Below are 19354 nucleotides of genomic sequence, written 5' to 3'. Positions count from 1 at the left end.
GAAGTATAAGATGACAAGAAAATATTTTGGCACCGACGGTATTAGGGGGCATGTAGGTGAGGGAGTAATTACTCCGGAATTCATGCTGCGCCTTGGCTATGCCGCCGGTAAAGTGCTGGGCGCGCAGCAGGGCAAAGGCCGCAGCCGCATCCTGATCGGCAAGGACACCCGGGTATCCGGCTATATGTTCGAGGCCGCCCTGGAGGCGGGCCTGATCAATGCCGGTGTGGATGTCGGCCTGCTAGGCCCCATGCCCACCCCGGCCATTGCCTATCTCACCCGCACTTTCCACGCCCAGGCGGGGATCGTCATCAGCGCGTCGCACAACCCCTATCAGGACAACGGCATCAAGTTCTTCAGTGCCGATGGCAGCAAGCTGCCGGACCAGGTCGAAGCGGATATTGAGGCCGCCCTCGATCTCCCCATGGAAACGGCCAAAGACCTGGGCAAAGCCTGGCGGATCGACGATGCGGTCGGCCGTTATATCGAATTCTGCAAGGCGAGCACCCCCTGGCGATACTCCCTTGAAGGTTTGAGCATTGTGCTCGACTGCGCCAACGGCGCCACCTACCACATTGCGCCAAAAGTGTTCCGCGAGCTGGGTGCGGAAGTGCATGCCATCGGCATCCAGCCGGACGGCCTGAATATCAATCTGGACTGCGGTTCCACCAAGCCCCAGCAACTGCAGAAAGCGGTGGTCGAGCGCGGTGCGGATCTGGGCATTGCCTTTGATGGCGACGGCGACCGCGTGATGTTTGTCGACAAGCAGGGCACCCTGATCGACGGCGACCAGCTGCTGTTCCTCATCGCCATTCACCGCCAGCAGTTCCTCGGTGGCTGCAACGGTGTGGTTGGCACCCTGATGAGCAACTACGGCTTTGAACTGGCGCTGAATGATCGCAAGATTCCCTTTATCCGCGCCAAGGTCGGCGACCGCTACGTGCTGGAGCAGATGTACAAGAATGGCTGGAGCCTGGGTGGCGAGTCTTCCGGGCACATCGTCTGTACCGATGTCACCACCACCGGCGATGGCATTATCTCCGCGCTGCAGGTACTGCGTGCCGTGAGCGATTTCGGCGAACCGCTGGACCAGCTCTGCGCGAAGATGGAGATGCTGCCCCAGCAGATGATCAACGTGCGCCTTGCCAGTCGCGACGGCGTGCTGGATCACGCCGATGTGCTGGCAGCCGTGACCACCGCAGAATCGACCCTGGCGGGCAGTGGCCGCGTACTGTTGCGTCCCTCCGGGACCGAGCCTCTGATTCGGGTCATGGTGGAGGGCAAGGACTCGGCGCTGGTAGAGCAGCTGGCCGGCGACATCGCCAAAGTGGTGGAGCGGGTGGGCAACGCCTGAGCGGACACACTTGTGAATGCTTCCGGGCTTCCGTGAACCAAGCTCCGGAAGCCATTGATAAACCAATAGAAAAACCACGAAATATCCGCAAACGCTGGTTGTATGTTACCGGCAATACCGCTAAGATTTGCGCCCCTTGGAGGAGCACCGATGCGTAAAACACTGGTAGCTGCCAACTGGAAAATGCACGGTAGCAAAGCGTTTGCCGAGCAACTGTTGGCCGAGCTGAACAGCGGACTCAAGTCCGGAGATTGCTCCGCCCAGGTGGTGATCTGTCCGCCTTTTCCCTACCTCAGCGTAGTGGCGGAAGCGGCAGACCAGCTGATTGCGGGTGCGCAGAACCTCAGCGAGCAGTCCTCCGGTGCCTTCACCGGTGAAGTCTCCGCAGAGATGCTGCTGGATTGTGGCGTTCGCTACGTGATCGTCGGTCATTCAGAGCGTCGCAGCCTGTATGGCGAGAGCAGCGAACTGGTTGCGGCCAAATTTGCCGCCGCCAAGGCCGCCGGCCTGATCCCGATCCTCTGCGTAGGCGAGTCCCTCGAGGAGCGCGAATCGGGCAAGACCCTGGATGTGGTCGCCGAGCAGATCCAGGCGGTAAGCGCGCTGGGCCTGGCCGACACCTGGAGTGATGCAGTGATTGCCTATGAGCCTGTGTGGGCCATCGGCACCGGCAAAACAGCCAGCCCGGAACAGGCGCAGGAAGTGCACCAGTTCATTCGCCAGCAGCTTGGTGAAGCAGGTGCAGGCACTCAGATCCTCTACGGCGGCAGCGTAAAAGCCGCAAACGCAGAAGAGCTGTTTGCAAAGGCAGACATTGATGGCGCACTGGTTGGTGGCGCATCTCTGAAGGCCGAAGAATTTATCAGTATCTGCAAAGCAGCTCCCTGAGCCGCATAGCAGGTCAACATTGAAATCGAGCCTCGGCTCATAAGACGAAGGGCCTGCGGCCCAACAGCAGGTTTTCTGGACAATGGAAAAACTGGTTTTAGTAGTTCACATCCTGACTGCACTGAGCATCATTGCTCTGATTCTGCTGCAGCAGGGTAAAGGTGCGGAAGCAGGTGCCTCCTTCGGTGCGGGCGCGTCCCAGACCGTTTTTGGTAGCCAGGGCAGCGGAAACTTCTTTTCCCGCTTGACTGGAATCATGGCGACTGTATTCTTCGTCACCAGCTTCGGCCTGGCCATCCTCGCCAGCGGAAAAAACGAAGCGAACGTAGATGCTGACCTGCCGCAAGTACCTGCAGCAGTAGAGCAGCGCGGCGAAGCGCCGGCAGCGGTTGAAGGCGACATCCCTGAAGTTCAGGAAGAAGCCCCGGCCGCAGACGACCTGCCCGCAGCAGAAGAAGCCCCTCAGGCGGAACTTCCGGAAGCAGGCGAAGAAGTAGAAACTGAGGAACAGCCTCAGTAAGCCGAAAGGCTAAATCAAAAACTGAAAAGTTTTTGCCCAGGTGGTGGAATTGGTAGACACGCTATCTTGAGGGGGTAGTGAGCTATGCTCGTGCGGGTTCAAGTCCCGCCCTGGGCACCATCTTAAAGTAGACGCGCTGAGAGAGGCTTACAGGCTGGCTCAGGAGCGTTTTCAGACACCCCCAAGGGAAACCTTGGGGGTGTTTTCATTTTCAGGCCCTGAAAGGTGTGACACTTCGGTGAGTATTCATCCGGAGGATCTTGTGCCTGCGCCAACCTATCTAGCTAAAGACCGTCACGGCGGTTATCTCTTCCGTATCACCATTCCTGTAAAATTGCTGAATTGTTTTTCCGGTCGGAAGTCAATCCGGAAATCTCTGCGAACCTGTCATCGGCCAACTGCATTACGACGAGCTCGTCTCTTAGCAGTAGGGATGGCCGCACTGTTTGAAGTATTGAGCATGGCAAAGAACCACAAAACGAGGGAGATGATCCTCAAGGGAAAAGTCTCCGCAGCTAAAGGAAAGCTTAATGACGCGTTCGACCAGTTATCGGTGGAGGCGCTCAAGCAATTACATGGTGATGTCTCTGATGTTGGGAGTGAGCTCCGGGAGTTCTTTGCGCTAGCGGACGAGCTAGAAGGGAAGAAGCTGACCCTAGAGTCTCAGCTAAGAGATGTCAGAGAGCGCATGCAGATTCAGGAAGAGCTGAAAGAAGCTGTTAGACGTGACCTTCTGCGCAAGGAAGAGGCTGCTGAGCTCGGCATTCCGATTATTTCGCTAGAGGCTAATAGCCGAACGCACTCAGACGAATGTACTTCGATCAGGCTCTCAGAGGCAATGACTCGTTTTTCCCGGTCCAAGCGAGAGGAAGGGGTGCGGCTCGCCGGGCATGAAAAGGGCCCGAAGGGTAGCCCTTGGGCTGGTTATACACCATACCTCCGGCTATTTTTGGCCGTGGCCGGAGATAAGGCTACGACAGATATATCTTTAAGCGATGTTAGGAAGTACAAGGAGGTTGTTCAGAGATTCCCCAATGCGAACCAACAGGGGACGGCCTCGTTACTGGAATACGATTATGAAACCTTAAAATTCAAGGTCTCTCTTGAAGTCATACTAGATAAAACAGAAGAGTCGGGATTAAAGCTGCTCAGCAGCGGTTCAATCAAAGAGTATTTTTTGCATCTGACAACCTTCCTGATTTGGTTATCAGAAGAGAATGATTATCTTTCCCGGGAGGTATCTAGTAAGGCCAAGAATATCATCAGGCCGTCAAAGGTAATGGCCAGGGCTCAAGGCAATAGGTCAGAAAGTTACAAGAAATTCAGTTCAGATCAACTGTCCGCTATATTTCGCAGTCCCTATTTTGATACCTCTAAGCTTCTATCGCCTCATCAAAATGCTAGAAGGTTGGCTCCATCGGACTTCTGGTTACCTCTCATTGCGCTTTTTACCGGAGCTCGTGGTAATGAGATTGCTCAGCTTCATGTATCCGACTTGTGTCTTGTAGAAGGTGTTTGGTGTATCAATATAAACGAAGAAGAAGACAAAAGAGTTAAGTGCCAGAGCTCTGTTAGACAGGTTCCAATTCATGAGCGTTTGATAAGGATTGGGCTGTTAGACTTCCACGCATACTGTGTTCATGCTGGCCAAGTTCATTTGTTTCCTGAATTGCATGGAGATGGTGAAAGGCGGCTTAAGCCATATAAAAAGTGGGGCCAATGGTTCCGGAGGAATATTCTCCAAAGATATGCAGGGATAGTCCCGGGGAGTGGTGAGGTATTCCATTCGTTCCGGGGAAACTTGATAACGGAGTTGTTAAGGAAAGGTGTTCAAGAGGAGTTGAGAAAGCAGTTGGCTGGTCACTCTATCGGTAATGATTCCCACTCAAAATATACGAAAGGTTGGTCCCTGGCTCAAAGGAGGGAGGCGATAAATAAAGCTACTTATGATGAGGTGGAGTTTGGTCACCTCGAGTGGGGAGCGTATAAAAGAGTTAGAATTGATTCCAGATAGAGAGCTTTAGTTGGGCTAATTTAGTAAGGTTTGCCAATCAATATGATCTACAAGGCTGTCAAATATCTCCCTGTCTAAGACTCTTTTTTTGGCTTTTAGGCGCGCTTCACAGTGGTCTACTGCGCTTCTCATAGTCTGGGCCAGATCTGGGTTGGGTGCTGATGCTGAAAACGGCTCGTCACAATAGCTGTCGGAAATTTTTATGAATCTTTTTTTTGGTGTCCGAGACTTTTTTTTGGCGTCAGTTTCCCAGTACCCACATCTGATTTTGTTCTTTCCATACTGGTAGAATCGTAAAAAGCCAATAACCTCGTTATATCGCCAATCCCCACCGAATTTTCTTCGATATTGATCTGTGGCTAAGCTATCTGACGGATGAGTATTGTTTTTCTCTAAATACTCATCCATTTGGCGATAGTATGTATCCGCATCTAACCTGTAGACAGGGATTTCAAATAGGTCTCTACATGTCAGCATGGTTGCTCTACGTTTAGTAACGGCAGTTCGTGACGACCCCCGCTGTAACGCAATTGATCTGGTTGTTGCCAGGGGAGGTCAATGGAACTACTGGAGGCGGGGGCTGGTTCATATAGTATTGCTGCATCTGCATGCCGCTTTGTTGTAGCTGCTGGCCGAACTCTCCAAGTGCTTGTAGAGCTTGGCTTGATTGCTGTTGATTAATCATTCGCTGCTGCAAAGCTATTTGCTGCTGTATTTTTCTTTGTTGCTCAGCATTCTGCGCTGTTTGCTTCAGCTGCTCCAATTTCTCTGTGTATTCTTTTAGAGCCTGCTGATAAGGCTCCTTAAACTGGTCTCTCCATGAGCAGATCTTGGTGTAAGTATTGCTGTCTAAACCTTCAATTGAATGCTTGCCGTTGCATGCCTTATAGAGGTACTCCCTTTCCACTTGCTTAGCTCTATCGATGATGGTGTTAGCTTCTGCTTGGGCTTGGAGGACAGCGTTATATTTTTGATTTACCACGTTAATATATTCTTGAGGCAATACGACTGGCTCAGGTTGCCCTTCTGTTAACTTAAAATGTCTCACTTGGCCGTTTCCATAGCGTGCGATGATGATGCCTCCCGGCTGTGTTGTTTTGGCATCAAGTGTTTCTACCAAGAAATTTGGAGCTGTGGGGTTAACAACAGGCAAAGTGGAATTGTCTGTAAACCTATATGCAATTGTGTTGTCGGTATTGACAAACACCCGTGTGGAGCTAAAAGGCGAGCTTTGGATGAAGAGGTTGTGCCCTTGATCGTCTATTTTGCCTGCTGAGTAAGAGATGCCGAAGCCATTGAGGCCATTCGTGATAGATTCTCCGTAATATATGCCCTCTGGTATTCTGTTGCCTCTGACACTGTACATAACAGAGTTGTTTACAAAGTCATATGTAACTGTAGGCGCGTTGGCGTTACTACCATCTTGGCCGTAAATTGTTATTTCTTCTGCGTGGTGAGTATCAGATATAGCGATATCTCTTCCTAAGCCGTACGCATATCCGTCTTGGCACTGGCCATCCCAATATGCGCGGAAGTTACTCCTGTTAAGCTGCTCTTGTGTTGTTACTAGCTTGCATGGCTCGCTCTTGTTCACAGGTTGTGTGAAAAGCATTTTCACGGATTTTGCAGCCGGGGTTTCTTGAGTCTCGAGTGATCGCTCAAAAGCCATGGCCTCATCAAAGGAAATCGAACGCGCAGTTGGTGAGTTCTGCCCTGAGCTCGCGCAGCCACTAAGAAGTGCGATGAGACTAAGTGCCTTCCCTATTCGAATAAGTTGCATGCTTGCTCCCCTTGTTTTTTTATTTTTGCCCATTTTTCCTGCATTCCGAACTTTCCTGTCAATAAGTCTATTGGTCGCTCGCGAGCTTTTGATCTAGTCGCTTGACTTGATTGAGGAACTAAATCCAGAGGTCAAACACTTTAATGCTTTAGCTGGATCGGGGCAAAGAAATGTCTTTCCTAACGGGTGGTTTTGTATCAATCGCGGCGGCTGGAGCTTGTCGGTCTCTTTCTTTGTATTGCCTGCTAAGGGAATCAGCGATGAGTCCAGCTTGTCCCTAGGGAGGGGCTAGGAGTAGCTCCCAATGTTTTCCCTTTGAGGTAATCCCCAAAGAGAATTATCTGGGGTTTCTATTTAGGGTTGTCTTCGTTTTTTATAGAGGGTATTCTATTAACATCTTAGAGCTTATATAGAGAATGACCGTGACAAAGTACATATACGCCCGGGTGAGTACAGACGAGCAGAATGCCGACCAGCAGGCTGCGTACCTAGCGGAGAAGTACCCTCACGACTTGGTTGTTCAAGAGAAGTTCACCGGCACCACTTTGGATAGGCCCAAGTTCAAGGCACTACTGGGCCGCCTGAAGCAGGGAGACACTCTGATCGTTAAAGAGGTCTCCAGGATCGGCCGGAACACTGCGGAAGTCCTGGGTGTGACAGAGGAGCTGAAGGCATCCGGTGTACATCTGCTCATAGACCAGCTAGGAGGCATGGATGTAACTAGTCCAGCAGGAGAGATGATCCTCACGGTGATGGCCGGGCTCGCAAAGATGGAGCGCGAGCAGCTCCGAGAACGGCAGCTCATCGGTATCGAAAGGGCAAAGGCTGAAGGCAAGTACAAGGGCCGGAAGCCTGTAGATCCTGCAACAATCCGGACAGCCAAGCTCCTAATTGAGCAAGGCCAGTCCAAAGAGAGTGTGGCGAAGCAGCTCAAGATAGGCGTGAGCACTCTCTATAAGTATTTGGCAAGCTAGGAGATTGAGCAGTGAAGAAGCTCACCCCGGAAGAAGAGGCTCGTATCGTGGCTATGAGAGAGGCCGGTTTTACCTATCCGGTGATAGCGGAGCGAACCGGACGTTCGCTGGCTAGTGTCAAGCGGGTATGCGTGCGCTTCAAGGCCTCCAGAGGGGCTATTGGAGAGGAGATTATTGCTGAAGCCCGGAGAGAGTTAAGGGCTGAGGTCAGCCAGGATGAAGCCATCCAAGCGACCGCGGCAGCAATCCTGATCGATACCCGGCTTCACTGTGAAAGGCTCCGGGAGAAGTTACATGAGGCCGCGGATAAGCTCGCGATTGACTCCCCTGAGGACGCTAGGCAAGCATTCAGAGCACTTAATTCTTACGCCAATAGCATTAAGCTCACAGCCGACGCTATGCGCAGCGCCGCCAAGATTGATACCACCGATTCTTTGGTCGAAGAAGACCTTGAGGTTCTGCCCCTCCGGGTGATGACCCATGATGACTGCCGAGCTTTGAGGGATCAGCAGAGAGCAGAGGATGCGCTACTAAGAGGGGAGGGATCTGAAGAAGAGGGCGAGGTTGTCGAGCTTCACTGATCCCAAACTGAGCCGAATAAGAGCCCATCTGTCATACCTTTAGAAATATAAGGTTTGCTTCAGGTGGGGTCGCTGTGTAATTTGTAGTCAAATTTCAGTTTCTAGATATAAGGTTGTTAATTGTGTCGTGTGAGGTTCAAGCGGCAAATTCCCGAAAAAAGGGGGCGCATAAAAAGCGCGCTAGCCAAGGGCTGCTGCGGGTTTTAGCCCACCCGGAAGCCTACCCTGTAGTTATAGGGAATCAGAGTTACAGGAAATCTCGTAAAAAACTAAAGCTTCCCGCCTGGAAGAATACCCATGAGGTTTCTAAGGCTTTTGCATCTCATCAGGCGATCCTGAACATGAGAGATAAGGGTTATATACCTGTAAAGCTCTCGATCAATCTGAACGATAAGTACACGGCAAAGCTTCACCCAATCAATCGAGGCGAGCTGAAGGACCCGCTTGGTTCTGTTCGAGATTTGATCAGAAAAGCCGTGGTTGAGCAGTTCGGTGATTGCCCGGTTTACTTCTATTTAGCTTTACATGACGTTGCAGGCTCTCCTAAGGAATTTGGCGGGAAGCCCCGCATTCGGCCGCATCTTCATGGACTTCTCGCTGTGCCCCCCCATAAGGGGACATTAACGGCTGCGATGGCCTCCCTGGAGGATGCAATTAAGCGGAAAGTTGCGAGTAAGTATCGTGAGTACGGTCGTAATCGCGCCGTCGAAGTTTCCGATAGGTGGGGGCGTCGTGGGAAAGTTCAAAAAGTGATCAACTTGGGCTGGTATGACTACATATTTTCAGGCTCAAAGAGTTACTTCATTGGACCAATTGCGACGTCTCAGGAGCTTACCCGGGAGGCTGAGCGGCTTTGGTTGGAGTGGCGGAGGCGCTAGACCAATGCTTTACCCTTCGGCATTATCCGCGTGACTTACTTATTACTACATGTCACTGCGGTGTGACACTTTGGTGGGTATCTGAAGACCTTCGGATGGTGGTGGAAACGACTAGGACGCTCTGAGACGTCCTGAGAGCCCTTCTCAGCTCGTGCGGGTTCAAGTCCCGCCCTGGGCACCACATTGAAAGCCGGACTTTTCATGAGTTCGGTATCCTTCCAAAAGCCCCGCACTGCGGGGCTTTTGTGTTTTTGACCATCCTAAATTTAAGCAGCATAGATGAGCTTTTAGTGAGCCTCTAAAAATGCAGGTTCAGTTCAGGCTTACTCTCTCGGACCTTAGCGATTTTCTTGTGCTGAAAGGTGTGAAGCTGCCTCGTCAAATGACTTTCTAACTTCTTCAAATTCCGGGTGGTTGATTTGGCTTCAAGCTCCTGGATTCTATGTTGCTCCGGGGGAGGCGCCTTGCTTGTGGGTGTCTTACCGCCGAGCTTAGCCTCCAGCTGCTTCACCTAGCGGCGAATGGAGGTTGTGCCGATATTCAGAGGACAAGCTGCATCCGATATTGAATACCTTTGCTCCACCACCAATCGGGCATCATCTAGCTTGAACTTGGAGGAAAAGGGTCGACGTTTTCCACTAATTGAACACCCCTGTCTAAGGTGGCAACCTTACCACCTAAATTGGTGTTCGGGATTAGTAGACCACTAGATATATACCCTTGGTTGAGCAATCTAAAAATTCGATGCTTTGACCACAGGTGTCAGATAGTTAGGGTTCAATCACTAGGCTGCAAAAATGGATAAAAATAAGCATAAAGTTGGACTCTATGAGTCGATCATTACTGATTCGCTTAGTCATAGTTTAGCCATTTTGGATGGCGAAGTAGTTTCTGTAAAAACCCAAAAAATTCTTCCTGCTGAAGTAGGCGATCGTTTAGCGTTGCATTTGGGGGGGTTGTAGAGAGGGCGCTACTGACTGTAAGTGAAAAAGATCGGGTCGATGTCGGCGCACATTTGGTGCGTGAGTTGGTTTCTCATGTCCAGAATGCTATTGCTAAGGCGGATGTGTTAGGCGACCGGCCGGTTGAGAGTGGCGAGTTTTTATCATCAATATTACCTTTCAATCCAGATGGCTCTGTGGCTGAAATGGGACGCCCATTAACACCACTGCTTGACACTACATTGTTGACCAATGCGCCCGGTGAACCGCGGGTAGGGCAGCAAATCCTCCATGAAATCGACTCAGCAGATCGTATCGACATTGTCATGGCCTTTATTCGGCGCAGTGGTATCCGGCCATTTATCGACAGATTGAAGAACTATTGTTTGCGGGCAAATAAGCAGCCTAGTCTGCGGGTATTGACGACAATATATACCAACTCAACTGAGTTGGAGGCTTTAGAGCAGCTGCAGGCGGCGGGGGCCGAGATTAAAGTTTCTTACGATACTACGATGGCTCGTCTGCACGCTAAGGCATGGCACTTCTACCGAAGTTCAGGTGCCTCAACGGCCTATATTGGCTCCTCTAACTTGACTCATTCAGCTCAAGTGAGTGGGATGGAGTGGAATGTACGGATCTCGGGCCTACGTAATCCTGATGTGCTTCGTAAGATGAGTTCGATGTTTGATTCTTACTGGGCGGGGGGGGACTTTCGCCCATTTGATCGCGACGAATTCATTAAGGAAACGCAGTCTACCCGGGTATCCGGTCCCACTATTATTCTAAGTCCGATTGAGCTTAGGTTAGAGCCATTTCAGGAGCGGCTCCTTGAGCTGATCACTGTTGCTCGGCGCCAAGGCCATAAACGGAATCTTTTAGTGGCTGCCACGGGTACCGGAAAAACGGTTATGGCGGCGATTGATTATTCGAGGTTAAGAGAGGCTCTACCTCGCGCCCGACTGTTATTTGTAGCCCATCGGGAAGAGATATTAGATCAAAGCATGGCGACCTTTAGGTATGCTCTGCGTGAGCCTACCTTTGGTGAGAAGTGGGTAGGTAAGAGCCGCCCGTTAAGTTTTGAGCATGTTTTTGCATCTATACAATCACTTAATGCAGTGGGCTTTTCTTATCTTGATGCTGATCATTTTGATGTTGTGATTGTTGATGAGTTCCATCACGCAGCTGCTCCTTCTTATAAGAACTTACTGTCTCATGTCGCGCCAGTAGAGCTGTTAGGTTTAACGGCGACCCCGGAGCGTTCCGACGGTCTGTCGATACTTGAATGGTTCGATGGTCGTATTGCTGCAGAGCTTCACTTGTGGGATGCCATTGATCAGCATCGCCTAGCGCCTTTCTCCTATTATGGTATTCATGATGGGTTGGACTTGAAGGATATTCCCTGGCGTAGGGGGGCAGGTTATGACATTAATGAATTGAGCAATCTCTATACATCTAATAATGCCTGGGCTCGTCTAGTAGTACAAGAAGTCACAAAGCGCGTTGATGATCCCCTTTCCATGAAGGCCTTGGGTTTCTGCGTCAGTATTAAGCACGCGCAATTTATGGCTCACCAATTTATTGAGGCAGGAATCGCCGCCGCCGCGGTATGGGGCGATACCCCAGAGGGAGATCGGCGTGATGCACTAAGAATGCTGGCGGATGGGAAAATCCAGATTCTTTTTTCAGTGGATTTGTTTAACGAGGGTGTTGACATACCCGCTGTGGATACTTTGTTACTACTACGGCCAACAGAAAGCGCCACCCTGTTTTTACAGCAGCTGGGCCGTGGATTGCGTAAAAGTAAAGATAAGTTAATCTGTACGGTGCTCGATTTTGTCGGTATGCATCGCCGAGAGTTTCGTTTCGATAAGCGCCTATCTGCTCTTTTGGGTGGTTCTAGAAAGCACGTGCAGTCACAAGTTGAAAATGGTTTCCCCTACTTGCCTGCCGGCTGCCATATGGAGTTGGATGCGGTTGCTAAAGAGATTGTATTAAAAAGTTTGAAATCATCAATGCCTAGTCGCTGGAATGATAAAGTCCAAGAGTTGCGTGCGTTAATAGCGGCTGGAAAAGCACCAGAAATGAGAGTTTATCTCGACGAAACCGGTTTAGCGCTGTCAGATATCTACGCTACAAATAAATCATGGGCAGATTTTTTAGAAGCAGTAAATGCAAATGTGCTAGATGCTGGTCCCAGCGAGAAAGCTTTGCGAAGGGCAATTGGACGCAGTCTACACATTGATGATGAGGAAAGGTTAGATTTTTATCTTAGTATTCTGAAGGCAGCGCAAACGCCAAATTTATCTGTGCTATCAGTGCGCGAACAAAGAATGATGCGCATGCTAGTGGCATCGATGTGTGATCAAATTTTAGATGGAGATGAGTCGCTTAGTCTGGGGGTTGAGTTATTGTGGAAACACCCTCAAGTATTGAGGGAGCTGCGCGAACTGTTCTCATTGCTGCGTGATGAAATCGATCATGTTCACTTGCCGGTCAGCTCGCATGGTGATGTGCCTCTCCAAATTCATGGTCGCTATACAAGAATCGAAATGTTGGCAGCTTTTGGTGTTGGAGACAATGCAAAGACGCGGCCGTGGCGGGAGGGGGTGTTGTGGGTTGATGGTGAGAAAGCGGATATCTTTGTTTTTACTCTCGACAAGTCTGAAGGAAACTTTTCTCCAACGACACGTTATCGTGATTATGCTATTAGCCGTGAGCTAATTCATTGGGAATCTCAGTCGTCAACTGCAGAGGCTAGCCCTACAGGAAGACGCTATTGTAATCATGTTGAGCTAGGAACTTCGATAATGCTCTTCGCTCGAGAAAATGCAGGTGAACGAGCGTTTTGGTTTTTGGGGCCAGCAACTTATGTTAAGCATGAGTCCGAAAAGCCGATGGGTATTACATGGAAGTTAGAGGTTGATCTTCCGGGTGATTTATATTCGACATTTGCGGCGGCTGTGGCCTAAAGAGATTAAATAAAAGCCTCTGAAAATCGTCATTTCAATCTGTTGGGAGCCTTTCAGAAATTTTTCATTCGTTATACAAAATCACACAGAGATCTTGTTGATAACGATGGGGGATGCGCATCTCAATTGACAAAGGGGTTACAGTAGTCACCTTCATCAAAACCGACAAACCCCCTTCTTCTCAAGGATGTGTTTCAGATTTGGGAGAAGCGGTATCCGGTTTTCAGATCCATCGCGAGCCGCTCGTTGTGTAGTGCACACTGAACTTGGCCACCGTATTTCTAGTACTTTTCCATTCAGAATTAGGAAAATTTTTGCAAATTGATAGCCTTGCCTACACGATCTAAAGCCACGCCGGGAGTGATTCGGAACGGGTGGGTTTGATGTTTCAACGGCTGGAGCGGCAAGGCTATTCGTTGCGACTTTAAGCAGATTTACTGTGGGTTCTCAACATTGTGATAAACCGCCTGCACATCCTCCAAATCTTCCAGCATGTCCATAAACTTCTCAAATAACGCCACATCATCCCCACTGATCTGGGTATAGGTCTGCGGCACAAACTGAATCTCGTCTACGTCAAAGTCGATATCACCAAAGGCTTCAATCAACGCCTGCTTGGCTTTGAAGTAATCAGTATGCGGTGCGAATACGGAGAGTTTGCCGTCTTCGTTTTCGATGTCGGTGACATCGACGTCGGCTTCCATCAGTGCTTCCAGTACCGCTTCTTCGTCGTCGTGCTTGAACACCAGGATCGCCAGGTGATCGAAGCTGTGGCTAACGGAGCCTTCGGTGCCGATCTTGGTTTTGGTTTTGGTGAAGGCCTGGCGCACGTCGCCGAAGGTGCGGTTGGGGTTGTCGGTCAGGCATTCGATGATGGCCATGCAGCCGCCGGGACCGAAGCCTTCGTAGCGGGCGCGCGCGAAGTCTTCGCCAGCGCCGCCCTTGGCCTTGTCGATGGCCTTTTCGATTACGTGGGTCGGGACCTGTTCTTTCTTGGCGCGCTCGATCAGGCTGCGCAGGGCCAGGTTGCCGTTGGGATCGACGCCTCCAGACTTGGCGCTCACATAGATCTCGCGGCCGTAGCGGCTGTAGACCCGAGCCTTCATGTTCGAGGTCTTGGCCATGGAATCTTTGCGGTTCTGATAGGCTCTGCCCATGGGGGGATGCTCCAAATTCATTGAGGTGGGCGATTTTACTGGCAGGTAGAGGGAAATTGAAGCCGTTCGCTGTCCGGGGATGTGACGCTGGCTGGCTTTGCAGTCAGCTTGCTTGTTCAATGGATCGGGCCAAAAAAAAGACCGGCCAGAGGCCGGTCAAAAAGACAGGGTAGGTGTTAGTACCCCTTGTGAACGCGGTTGAGCGGGCTGATTGCGTGACTATCAGCCCGCCTGCTGTTTGATTCCGATCGCCTGGCCCGTTTGTGGCTCCTGCGCCTGTAATGCCTTCAACTGGTTCCACTGCAAACCGCGGCGGGTGGCTTTACTGCTATCAGCCCTCTCGCCTGTGCGGTGTTCGGCTACCAGCGTGATCATTTCCGCACTGATGGAAACGGCCACTTCCATGGGACGTTTGCCGGGCACGTCTGAGCGCCCCACCGGGCAGCGGATATTACGGATCTCTTCCTCGCTGAAGCCGCGCTGTTGCAATCGCTGCTGAAAGCGCACCGCCTTGGTCTGGGAGCCGATCAGGCCGATGGAGGCCGGTACCTGTCCTTGGTCCAGTCCCTGGTCCTGTCGATGCTGTTCCAGCAGTTTCCAGCACAGGTCGAAGTCCAGCGCGTGGTTGTGGGTCAGGATCAGCGCGTGGGCGCCGCGACAGAGTTCCGGGGCGTCGCCCGCCGGGTCGTCGGTGTGGTGCACCGTGACATTGGCGGGTACCTGCTGCGGAAAGGTTTCCGCGCGGGAATCCACCCAGGTGATCTGCCAGGGCAGTTGCCCGACGACGGTCATCAGTGCCTGAGCTACGTGGCCGGCACCGAACACCACTAAATGCGCTTCGCTGCCGCCGTGGGCTTCCAGTAGCACAGCGACGCTGCCGCCGCAGCACTGGCCGAGGCTGGCGCCCAGTGGGAAGTGCGCCAGGTCGAAGCCGTATTCCCGGGCGTCGAGGCGCGCGCGGGCACGCTCGATGACCTTGTATTCCAGGTGTCCGCCGCCGATGGTGTCGTAGGTGTCGCTGCCGGTGATCACCATTTTGCTGGCGGGCTCCCGCGGTACAGAGCCGGTTACGCCGAGTACGGTGACCAGTACGTAGGGTTCGCCACGGTTTTCACAGTCGGCTACGGCTTTGTGCCACGGGAGTTGCTGCATCATGCGGGCTCGCCCTCCTGCGCTTTTTGCGCAGCCTGCTCTGTGGATAACTCTGCCGCCCGGTTCTCCACCCACTGCTGGGTACGGGTGATGGCGCCGAGCACCCGCTCCGGGGTGGCCGGGGTGTCCAGCGGGGTGCTGTGGCGGTAGTCGGCAATACTGGCGATGGCATCGCGCAGGGCCGACCAGACCGCCATGCCGAGCATGAAGGGCGGTTCGCCCACGGCTTTGGAGCGGAACACGGTGGCCTCTTTGTTGGGATTGTTTTCCAGCAGCTCCACCCGGAAATCCAGCGGCGCGTCGGATACCGCGGGAATCTTGTAGGTGGCGGGGCCGTTACTGAGCAGGCGGCCGTCGTCGGCGTAAACCAGTTCTTCGGTGGTCAGCCAGCCCGCGCCCTGTACAAACGCGCCTTCGATCTGGCCGATGTCGATGGCCGGGTTCAGGGACTGGCCCACGTCGTGGAGGATGTCTGTGCGCAGTATCCGGTATTCCCCGGTGAGTGTGTCGACGATCACTTCCGAGCAGGCGGCGCCGTTGGCGTAGTAATAGAAGGGACGGCCGCTACCGGTGTTGCGGTCGTAGTGGATTTTCGGGGTCTGGTAATAGCCGCTGGAAAACAGCGGGATACGCGCGGTGTAGGCGCCCTGTACAAACTCGGCCCAATCCACTGCCTGCTCGCCGGCGATTACCTGGTTGTTGGCGAAGCGCACTTCGCTCTCGGCCACATTGAATTTCTTCGCGGCGTACTCGGTCAGGTTGGCTTTGATTTTTTCGCAGGCATCCAGCGCCGCCATGCCGTTCAGGTCGGAACCGGAAGAGGCGGCGGTGGGGGAGGTGTTGGGTACCTTGTCGGTGCGGGTGGAGGTGACCTTGATCTTGTCGAGGTCCACCTGGAAGGCGGCCGCCACTACCTGTGCCACCTTGATGTAGAGGCCCTGGCCCATCTCGGTGCCGCCGTGGTTCACCAGGATGCTGCCATCGGTGTAGATATGCACCAGGGCACCGGCTTGGTTGAGGTGTTGTACGGTAAAGGAAATACCGAATTTCACCGGCGTGAGGGAGATACCGCGCTTTAGTACCGGGTTGTCACTATTGAAGCGTTTGATTTCCTCGCGGCGCTCGCGGTAATCGGCGCTCGCTTCCAGCTTTTCAATCAGGTCGCCCAGCACGTGCTGTTCGACGACCTGTCCGTAGTGGGTGGAATCGCGACCGGGGCGATAGAGGTTGCGTTTGCGCACATCCAGCGGGTCCAGGTTGAGATGGCGGGCGATGTCGTCCATGGCCATTTCAATGGTCATCATCCCCTGGGGGCCGCCGAAACCGCGAAAAGCGGTGTTGGATACCGTGTGGGTTTTGCAGCGGTGACCAACCACTCGGGCCGGGCCGAGACTGTAGGCATTGTCCGAGTGGAACATGGCGCGGTCGACAATGGCATCGGACAGGTCCGGTGAATAACCACAGCGACCGGCGACCATGATGTCCGCGCCCTGCAACACGCCGTCGTCGTCAAAGCCGAGGTCGTAGGTGTTGTAAAAATCGTGCCGCTTGCCGGTCTGCACCATGTCGTCGTAACGGGCGAGGCGGTATTTCACCGCGCGTCCGGTGTGGCGGGCGAGCAGGGCGGCAACGCAGGCCAGCGGTGCCGCCTGGGTTTCCTTGCCGCCGAAGCCGCCACCCATGCGGCGCACTTCTACGGTGACTTCGTGAATCGGCAGGTTCAGTACTTCGGCGACCAGGGTCTGCACTTCCGAGGGATGCTGGCTGGAGGTGTGCACATGCACGCCGGCATCTTCGGTGGGTTCTACCAGGCATGCCTGTCCCTCGAGATAAAAGTGCTCCTGACCGCCCACATTGATTTCGCCCTGGAGGCGATGGGGTGCTTCGTTCAGGGCTTTTTCGTAGTCGCCACGCTGCTGGGTGTGGTCCGGGCGCACAAAAATCTGTTTCTTCAATGCGTCGTGCACAGTAACCGCGTGATCCAGTGGTTCGTATTCCACTTTTGCCAGACGCGCGGCCTGGCGCGCTGCGCGCAGGCTGGTGGCGGCGACCGCAAACAATGGTTGGCCCACGTGCTCCACCAGGCCATTGGCGAGCACCGGGTCGCCGGGGAACACCGGGCCTATATCGATATGCCCGGGCACGTCGTCGACGGTGAGCACGGCGACCACACCGGGATAGGCGCGTACCGCGGACAGGTCCATGGATTTGATGTTGGCGTGGGCGTGACTGCTCTGGCCCACCGCTGCGTGCAGCAAGCCCTCCGGTTCCGGCAGGTCGTCGATATAGCGCGCTTCACCGCGCACGTGTTTCCAGGCGCTGTCGTGCATGGCGGAATTGCCGGCGACGCCGCGGGCGGAATTGGTTCGATCTTTTGCGCTGTCTTCGGTGTTGGAAACGTCTGGGAGTTTACGCATATTCGCTCACCATCAATGGTTTGTGATTATTGTCCGCGTGGTGTTTGACGGGTTTGAAGTCGCTGCGGGCGGAATCCAAAAGAGCGCGGCGGATCAGGTTGCCGGCCACTTGCTGGCGGTATTCCGCAGAGGCGCGCACATCGGTCATGGGGGAGAAGTCCTCGGCGAGGGCGCTCACGGCGCGCGCGACAGCGCTTAAATTCCAGGGCTTTCCGCGCAGTTCCAACTCGGCGTTCAGTGCGCGCTTGGGAATGGCGGCCATGCCGCCAAAGGCCAGGCGGCAGTCTTCCACAATGGCACCGTCGAGCTTGAACCAGAAGGCGCCCAGCACCGCAGAAATATCGTCGTCCAGGCGTTTGGAAATTTTGTAGATCAGCAGTTGCTCGTCGGCCTGGGATTCCGGAATCCATACACCGCGAATGAATTCATTCGCGCGCAGGTCGGTTTTTTTGTAATCGTGGAAAAAGTCCTCGATCGGCAGTCGGCGCACGCCGTCTGCGCTATCCAGTTCCAGCTCGGCGCCGAGGGCGATCAGTGCCGGTGGCATATCGCCGATGGGGGAGGCGTTGCCGATGTTGCCGCCGAGGGTGCCGCGGTTGCGGATCTGTTTTGAACCGAGACGCTCGAGCATGGTGTGGAAATGTGGCCAGCGACTTGCCAGCGCCTGCTCAACAGCGCGGTAACTGGCGGCGGCGCCCAGGTAGAGGCCGTCGGCTTCTTCACGGATTTCCTGTAGCTCTGGAATATTGTTGATAGCGATGACGTGGTCGAGGTCGCGCAGGAACTGGGTGATTTCCAGGGACAGATCGGTACCGCCGGCAATCAGGCGCGCCTGGGGGTGTTCCGCGCGCAGTTGGCGCAGTTGCTCGAGGCTGGCGGGTGCGTCGTAGCGACGACCGGAATCGGTGCTTATCGATATGGAGTTGTCCTGCACCCGCTTGAGCTCGGCGATCATTTCCGGGTTTTGCAGCCAGGCCGGGCCGCGCAGGTCGATTTCGTTTTGCGTGGAATCCTGCCCGGTCCCATCGACAGGCTCCCAGGATTGCACCGCTGCCTTGCGGCCGGCCTCGACGATCGGGCGGTAACCGGTACAGCGGCAGAGGTTGCCGCCGAGGGATTCCATCAGTGCTGCGTCATCCGCAGTGATGCCGGCGGCGCGGCTTTCGGTGTGCAGCGCAAACAGCGACATGATGATGCCCGGGGTGCAGAAGCCGCACTGGGCGCCATGGCATTCCACCACTTCTTTCTGTACCGGGTGCGCGGGCTCGCTCTGCAGGCCGTCCACGGTAATCAGGTGCTTGCCGTGCAGGCTGCCCACCAGCGCGATACAACTGTTGACGCTGTCGTAGCGCAGCCGATCACCACGGCTTGCTGATTCTTGGTTGGATGGCTCGATGGAGCCGATAGCCACGGTACAGGCGCCACAGTCGCCGGAGGCACAGCCTTCTTTGGTACCGGTGAGACGCGCTTTGGTGCGCAGCCATTCCAGCACGGTGAGGTTGGGGTCGACGCTCGCCAGCTGCTGATGCCGACCATTCAGATAGAACTCGATCACTGTTTTCCCCGCATTTTCTTGGATTGCTTATTGATTTTGCGATGGTGGTTTCCGGGCCTGTGGATAACAGGCACCGGCGGTTTTCTCTCTTCACACGCGTTTCACGCCGTCGCCCGGTTATGGCTCCCATCAACCTGGCGAGTATTTGTTTTACAATTTCCTGACCAGGTGGAC

The 19354-nt window shown here is 53.7% G+C and carries 15 protein-coding genes and 1 tRNA gene; 10 read left to right on the top strand and 6 right to left on the bottom strand.

Annotation, left to right across the window (positions count from 1 at the left end; genetic code table 11):
- The first annotated feature begins 10 nt into the window (after positions 1–10).
- The 5 genes from glmM (at position 11) to M0G74_RS02415 (ending at position 4776) form a co-directional block, all read left to right on the top strand.
- On the top strand, positions 11–1354 hold the full coding sequence (glmM, locus tag M0G74_RS02435) for a phosphoglucosamine mutase (RefSeq protein WP_248213883.1): 1344 nt from the start codon (positions 11–13) through the stop codon (positions 1352–1354).
- Positions 1355–1504: 150 nt separating this feature from the next.
- On the top strand, positions 1505–2242 hold the full coding sequence (gene tpiA / locus M0G74_RS02430) for a triose-phosphate isomerase (RefSeq protein WP_160152628.1): 738 nt from the start codon (positions 1505–1507) through the stop codon (positions 2240–2242).
- Between the two features lie 82 nt (positions 2243–2324).
- Positions 2325–2762 carry a preprotein translocase subunit SecG gene (gene secG / locus M0G74_RS02425; protein WP_248213881.1) on the top strand — a complete coding sequence of 146 codons (438 nt, stop codon included), beginning with the start codon at positions 2325–2327 and terminating at the stop codon, positions 2760–2762.
- A 34-nt stretch (positions 2763–2796) separates the two neighbouring features.
- Positions 2797–2882: transfer RNA gene (locus M0G74_RS02420), tRNA-Leu, on the top strand.
- Positions 2883–2961: 79 nt separating this feature from the next.
- Entirely contained in the window at positions 2962–4776 is a 1815-nt protein-coding gene (locus M0G74_RS02415) for a site-specific integrase (RefSeq protein ID WP_348983678.1), read from the top strand.
- 15 nt (positions 4777–4791) lie between these two features.
- Here the strand turns inward: M0G74_RS02415 and M0G74_RS02410 are convergent, their stop codons facing one another.
- Positions 4792–5184 (bottom strand): hypothetical protein, encoded by a 393-nt coding sequence (locus tag M0G74_RS02410; RefSeq protein WP_248213877.1) that lies wholly within the window; start codon positions 5182–5184, stop codon positions 4792–4794.
- Between the two features lie 82 nt (positions 5185–5266).
- A complete protein-coding gene (locus M0G74_RS02405; protein ID WP_248213875.1) occupies positions 5267–6589 on the bottom strand; it encodes a hypothetical protein in 1323 nt (440 codons plus the stop codon).
- A 389-nt stretch (positions 6590–6978) separates the two neighbouring features.
- Here M0G74_RS02405 and M0G74_RS02400 point away from each other — a divergent pair, with 389 nt between their 5' ends.
- The 5 genes from M0G74_RS02400 (at position 6979) to M0G74_RS02380 (ending at position 12899) form a co-directional block, all read left to right on the top strand.
- A complete protein-coding gene (locus tag M0G74_RS02400; RefSeq protein ID WP_248213874.1) occupies positions 6979–7530 on the top strand; it encodes a recombinase family protein in 552 nt (183 codons plus the stop codon).
- A gap of 11 nt (positions 7531–7541) precedes the next feature.
- Positions 7542–8111 (top strand): hypothetical protein, encoded by a 570-nt coding sequence (locus M0G74_RS02395; RefSeq protein ID WP_248213872.1) that lies wholly within the window; start codon positions 7542–7544, stop codon positions 8109–8111.
- A gap of 113 nt (positions 8112–8224) precedes the next feature.
- Positions 8225–8989 carry a hypothetical protein gene (locus tag M0G74_RS02390; protein WP_248213869.1) on the top strand — a complete coding sequence of 255 codons (765 nt, stop codon included), beginning with the start codon at positions 8225–8227 and terminating at the stop codon, positions 8987–8989.
- A gap of 797 nt (positions 8990–9786) precedes the next feature.
- Positions 9787–9951: a hypothetical protein gene (locus M0G74_RS02385; protein WP_248213868.1), complete on the top strand. Its 165-nt coding sequence runs from the start codon at positions 9787–9789 to the stop codon at positions 9949–9951.
- Between the two features lie 56 nt (positions 9952–10007).
- Positions 10008–12899, top strand: a complete 2892-nt coding sequence (locus tag M0G74_RS02380) for a DUF3427 domain-containing protein (RefSeq protein WP_248213866.1) — start codon at positions 10008–10010, stop codon at positions 12897–12899.
- Positions 12900–13333: 434 nt separating this feature from the next.
- Here M0G74_RS02380 and M0G74_RS02375 read toward each other — a convergent pair whose 3' ends face one another.
- The 4 genes from M0G74_RS02375 to xdhA all read right to left on the bottom strand — a co-directional run bounded on the left by M0G74_RS02375 (position 13334) and on the right by xdhA (position 19180).
- Entirely contained in the window at positions 13334–14056 is a 723-nt protein-coding gene (locus M0G74_RS02375; protein ID WP_248213863.1) for a YebC/PmpR family DNA-binding transcriptional regulator, read from the bottom strand.
- 222 nt (positions 14057–14278) lie between these two features.
- On the bottom strand, positions 14279–15211 hold the full coding sequence (xdhC, locus tag M0G74_RS02370; protein WP_248213861.1) for a xanthine dehydrogenase accessory protein XdhC: 933 nt from the start codon (positions 15209–15211) through the stop codon (positions 14279–14281).
- On the bottom strand, positions 15208–17625 hold the full coding sequence (gene xdhB, locus M0G74_RS02365; protein WP_248213859.1) for a xanthine dehydrogenase molybdopterin binding subunit: 2418 nt from the start codon (positions 17623–17625) through the stop codon (positions 15208–15210). The genes xdhC and xdhB overlap by 4 nt, the downstream gene beginning before the upstream one ends.
- Positions 17618–19180 (bottom strand): xanthine dehydrogenase small subunit, encoded by a 1563-nt coding sequence (gene xdhA / locus M0G74_RS02360; protein WP_248213858.1) that lies wholly within the window; start codon positions 19178–19180, stop codon positions 17618–17620. The genes xdhB and xdhA overlap by 8 nt, the downstream gene beginning before the upstream one ends.
- Positions 19181–19354 lie beyond the last annotated feature (174 nt).

Origin of the sequence: Microbulbifer sp. CAU 1566, assembly GCF_023156515.1 — a bacterium.
In the GTDB taxonomy this organism is placed as follows: Bacteria; Pseudomonadota; Gammaproteobacteria; order Pseudomonadales; family Cellvibrionaceae; genus Microbulbifer.
This window is presented reverse-complemented; position numbering and strand designations above follow the sequence as displayed.

Bases quoted from the DNA above. Each gene is read 5' to 3' on its own strand.
- glmM (WP_248213883.1), top strand. From the start codon at position 11: ATGACAAGAAAATATTTTGGCACCGACGGTATTAGGGGGCATGTAGGT.
- secG (WP_248213881.1), top strand. From the start codon at position 2,325: ATGGAAAAACTGGTTTTAGTAGTTCACATCCTGACTGCACTGAGCATC.
- M0G74_RS02375 (WP_248213863.1), bottom strand. From the start codon at position 14,056: ATGGGCAGAGCCTATCAGAACCGCAAAGATTCCATGGCCAAGACCTCG.
- xdhC (WP_248213861.1), bottom strand. From the start codon at position 15,211: ATGATGCAGCAACTCCCGTGGCACAAAGCCGTAGCCGACTGTGAAAAC.
- M0G74_RS02405 (WP_248213875.1), bottom strand. From the start codon at position 6,589: ATGGGCAAAAATAAAAAAACAAGGGGAGCAAGCATGCAACTTATTCGA.
- tpiA (WP_160152628.1), top strand. From the start codon at position 1,505: ATGCGTAAAACACTGGTAGCTGCCAACTGGAAAATGCACGGTAGCAAA.
- M0G74_RS02385 (WP_248213868.1), top strand. From the start codon at position 9,787: ATGGATAAAAATAAGCATAAAGTTGGACTCTATGAGTCGATCATTACT.
- xdhB (WP_248213859.1), bottom strand. From the start codon at position 17,625: ATGCGTAAACTCCCAGACGTTTCCAACACCGAAGACAGCGCAAAAGAT.
- M0G74_RS02410 (WP_248213877.1), bottom strand. From the start codon at position 5,184: ATGGATGAGTATTTAGAGAAAAACAATACTCATCCGTCAGATAGCTTA.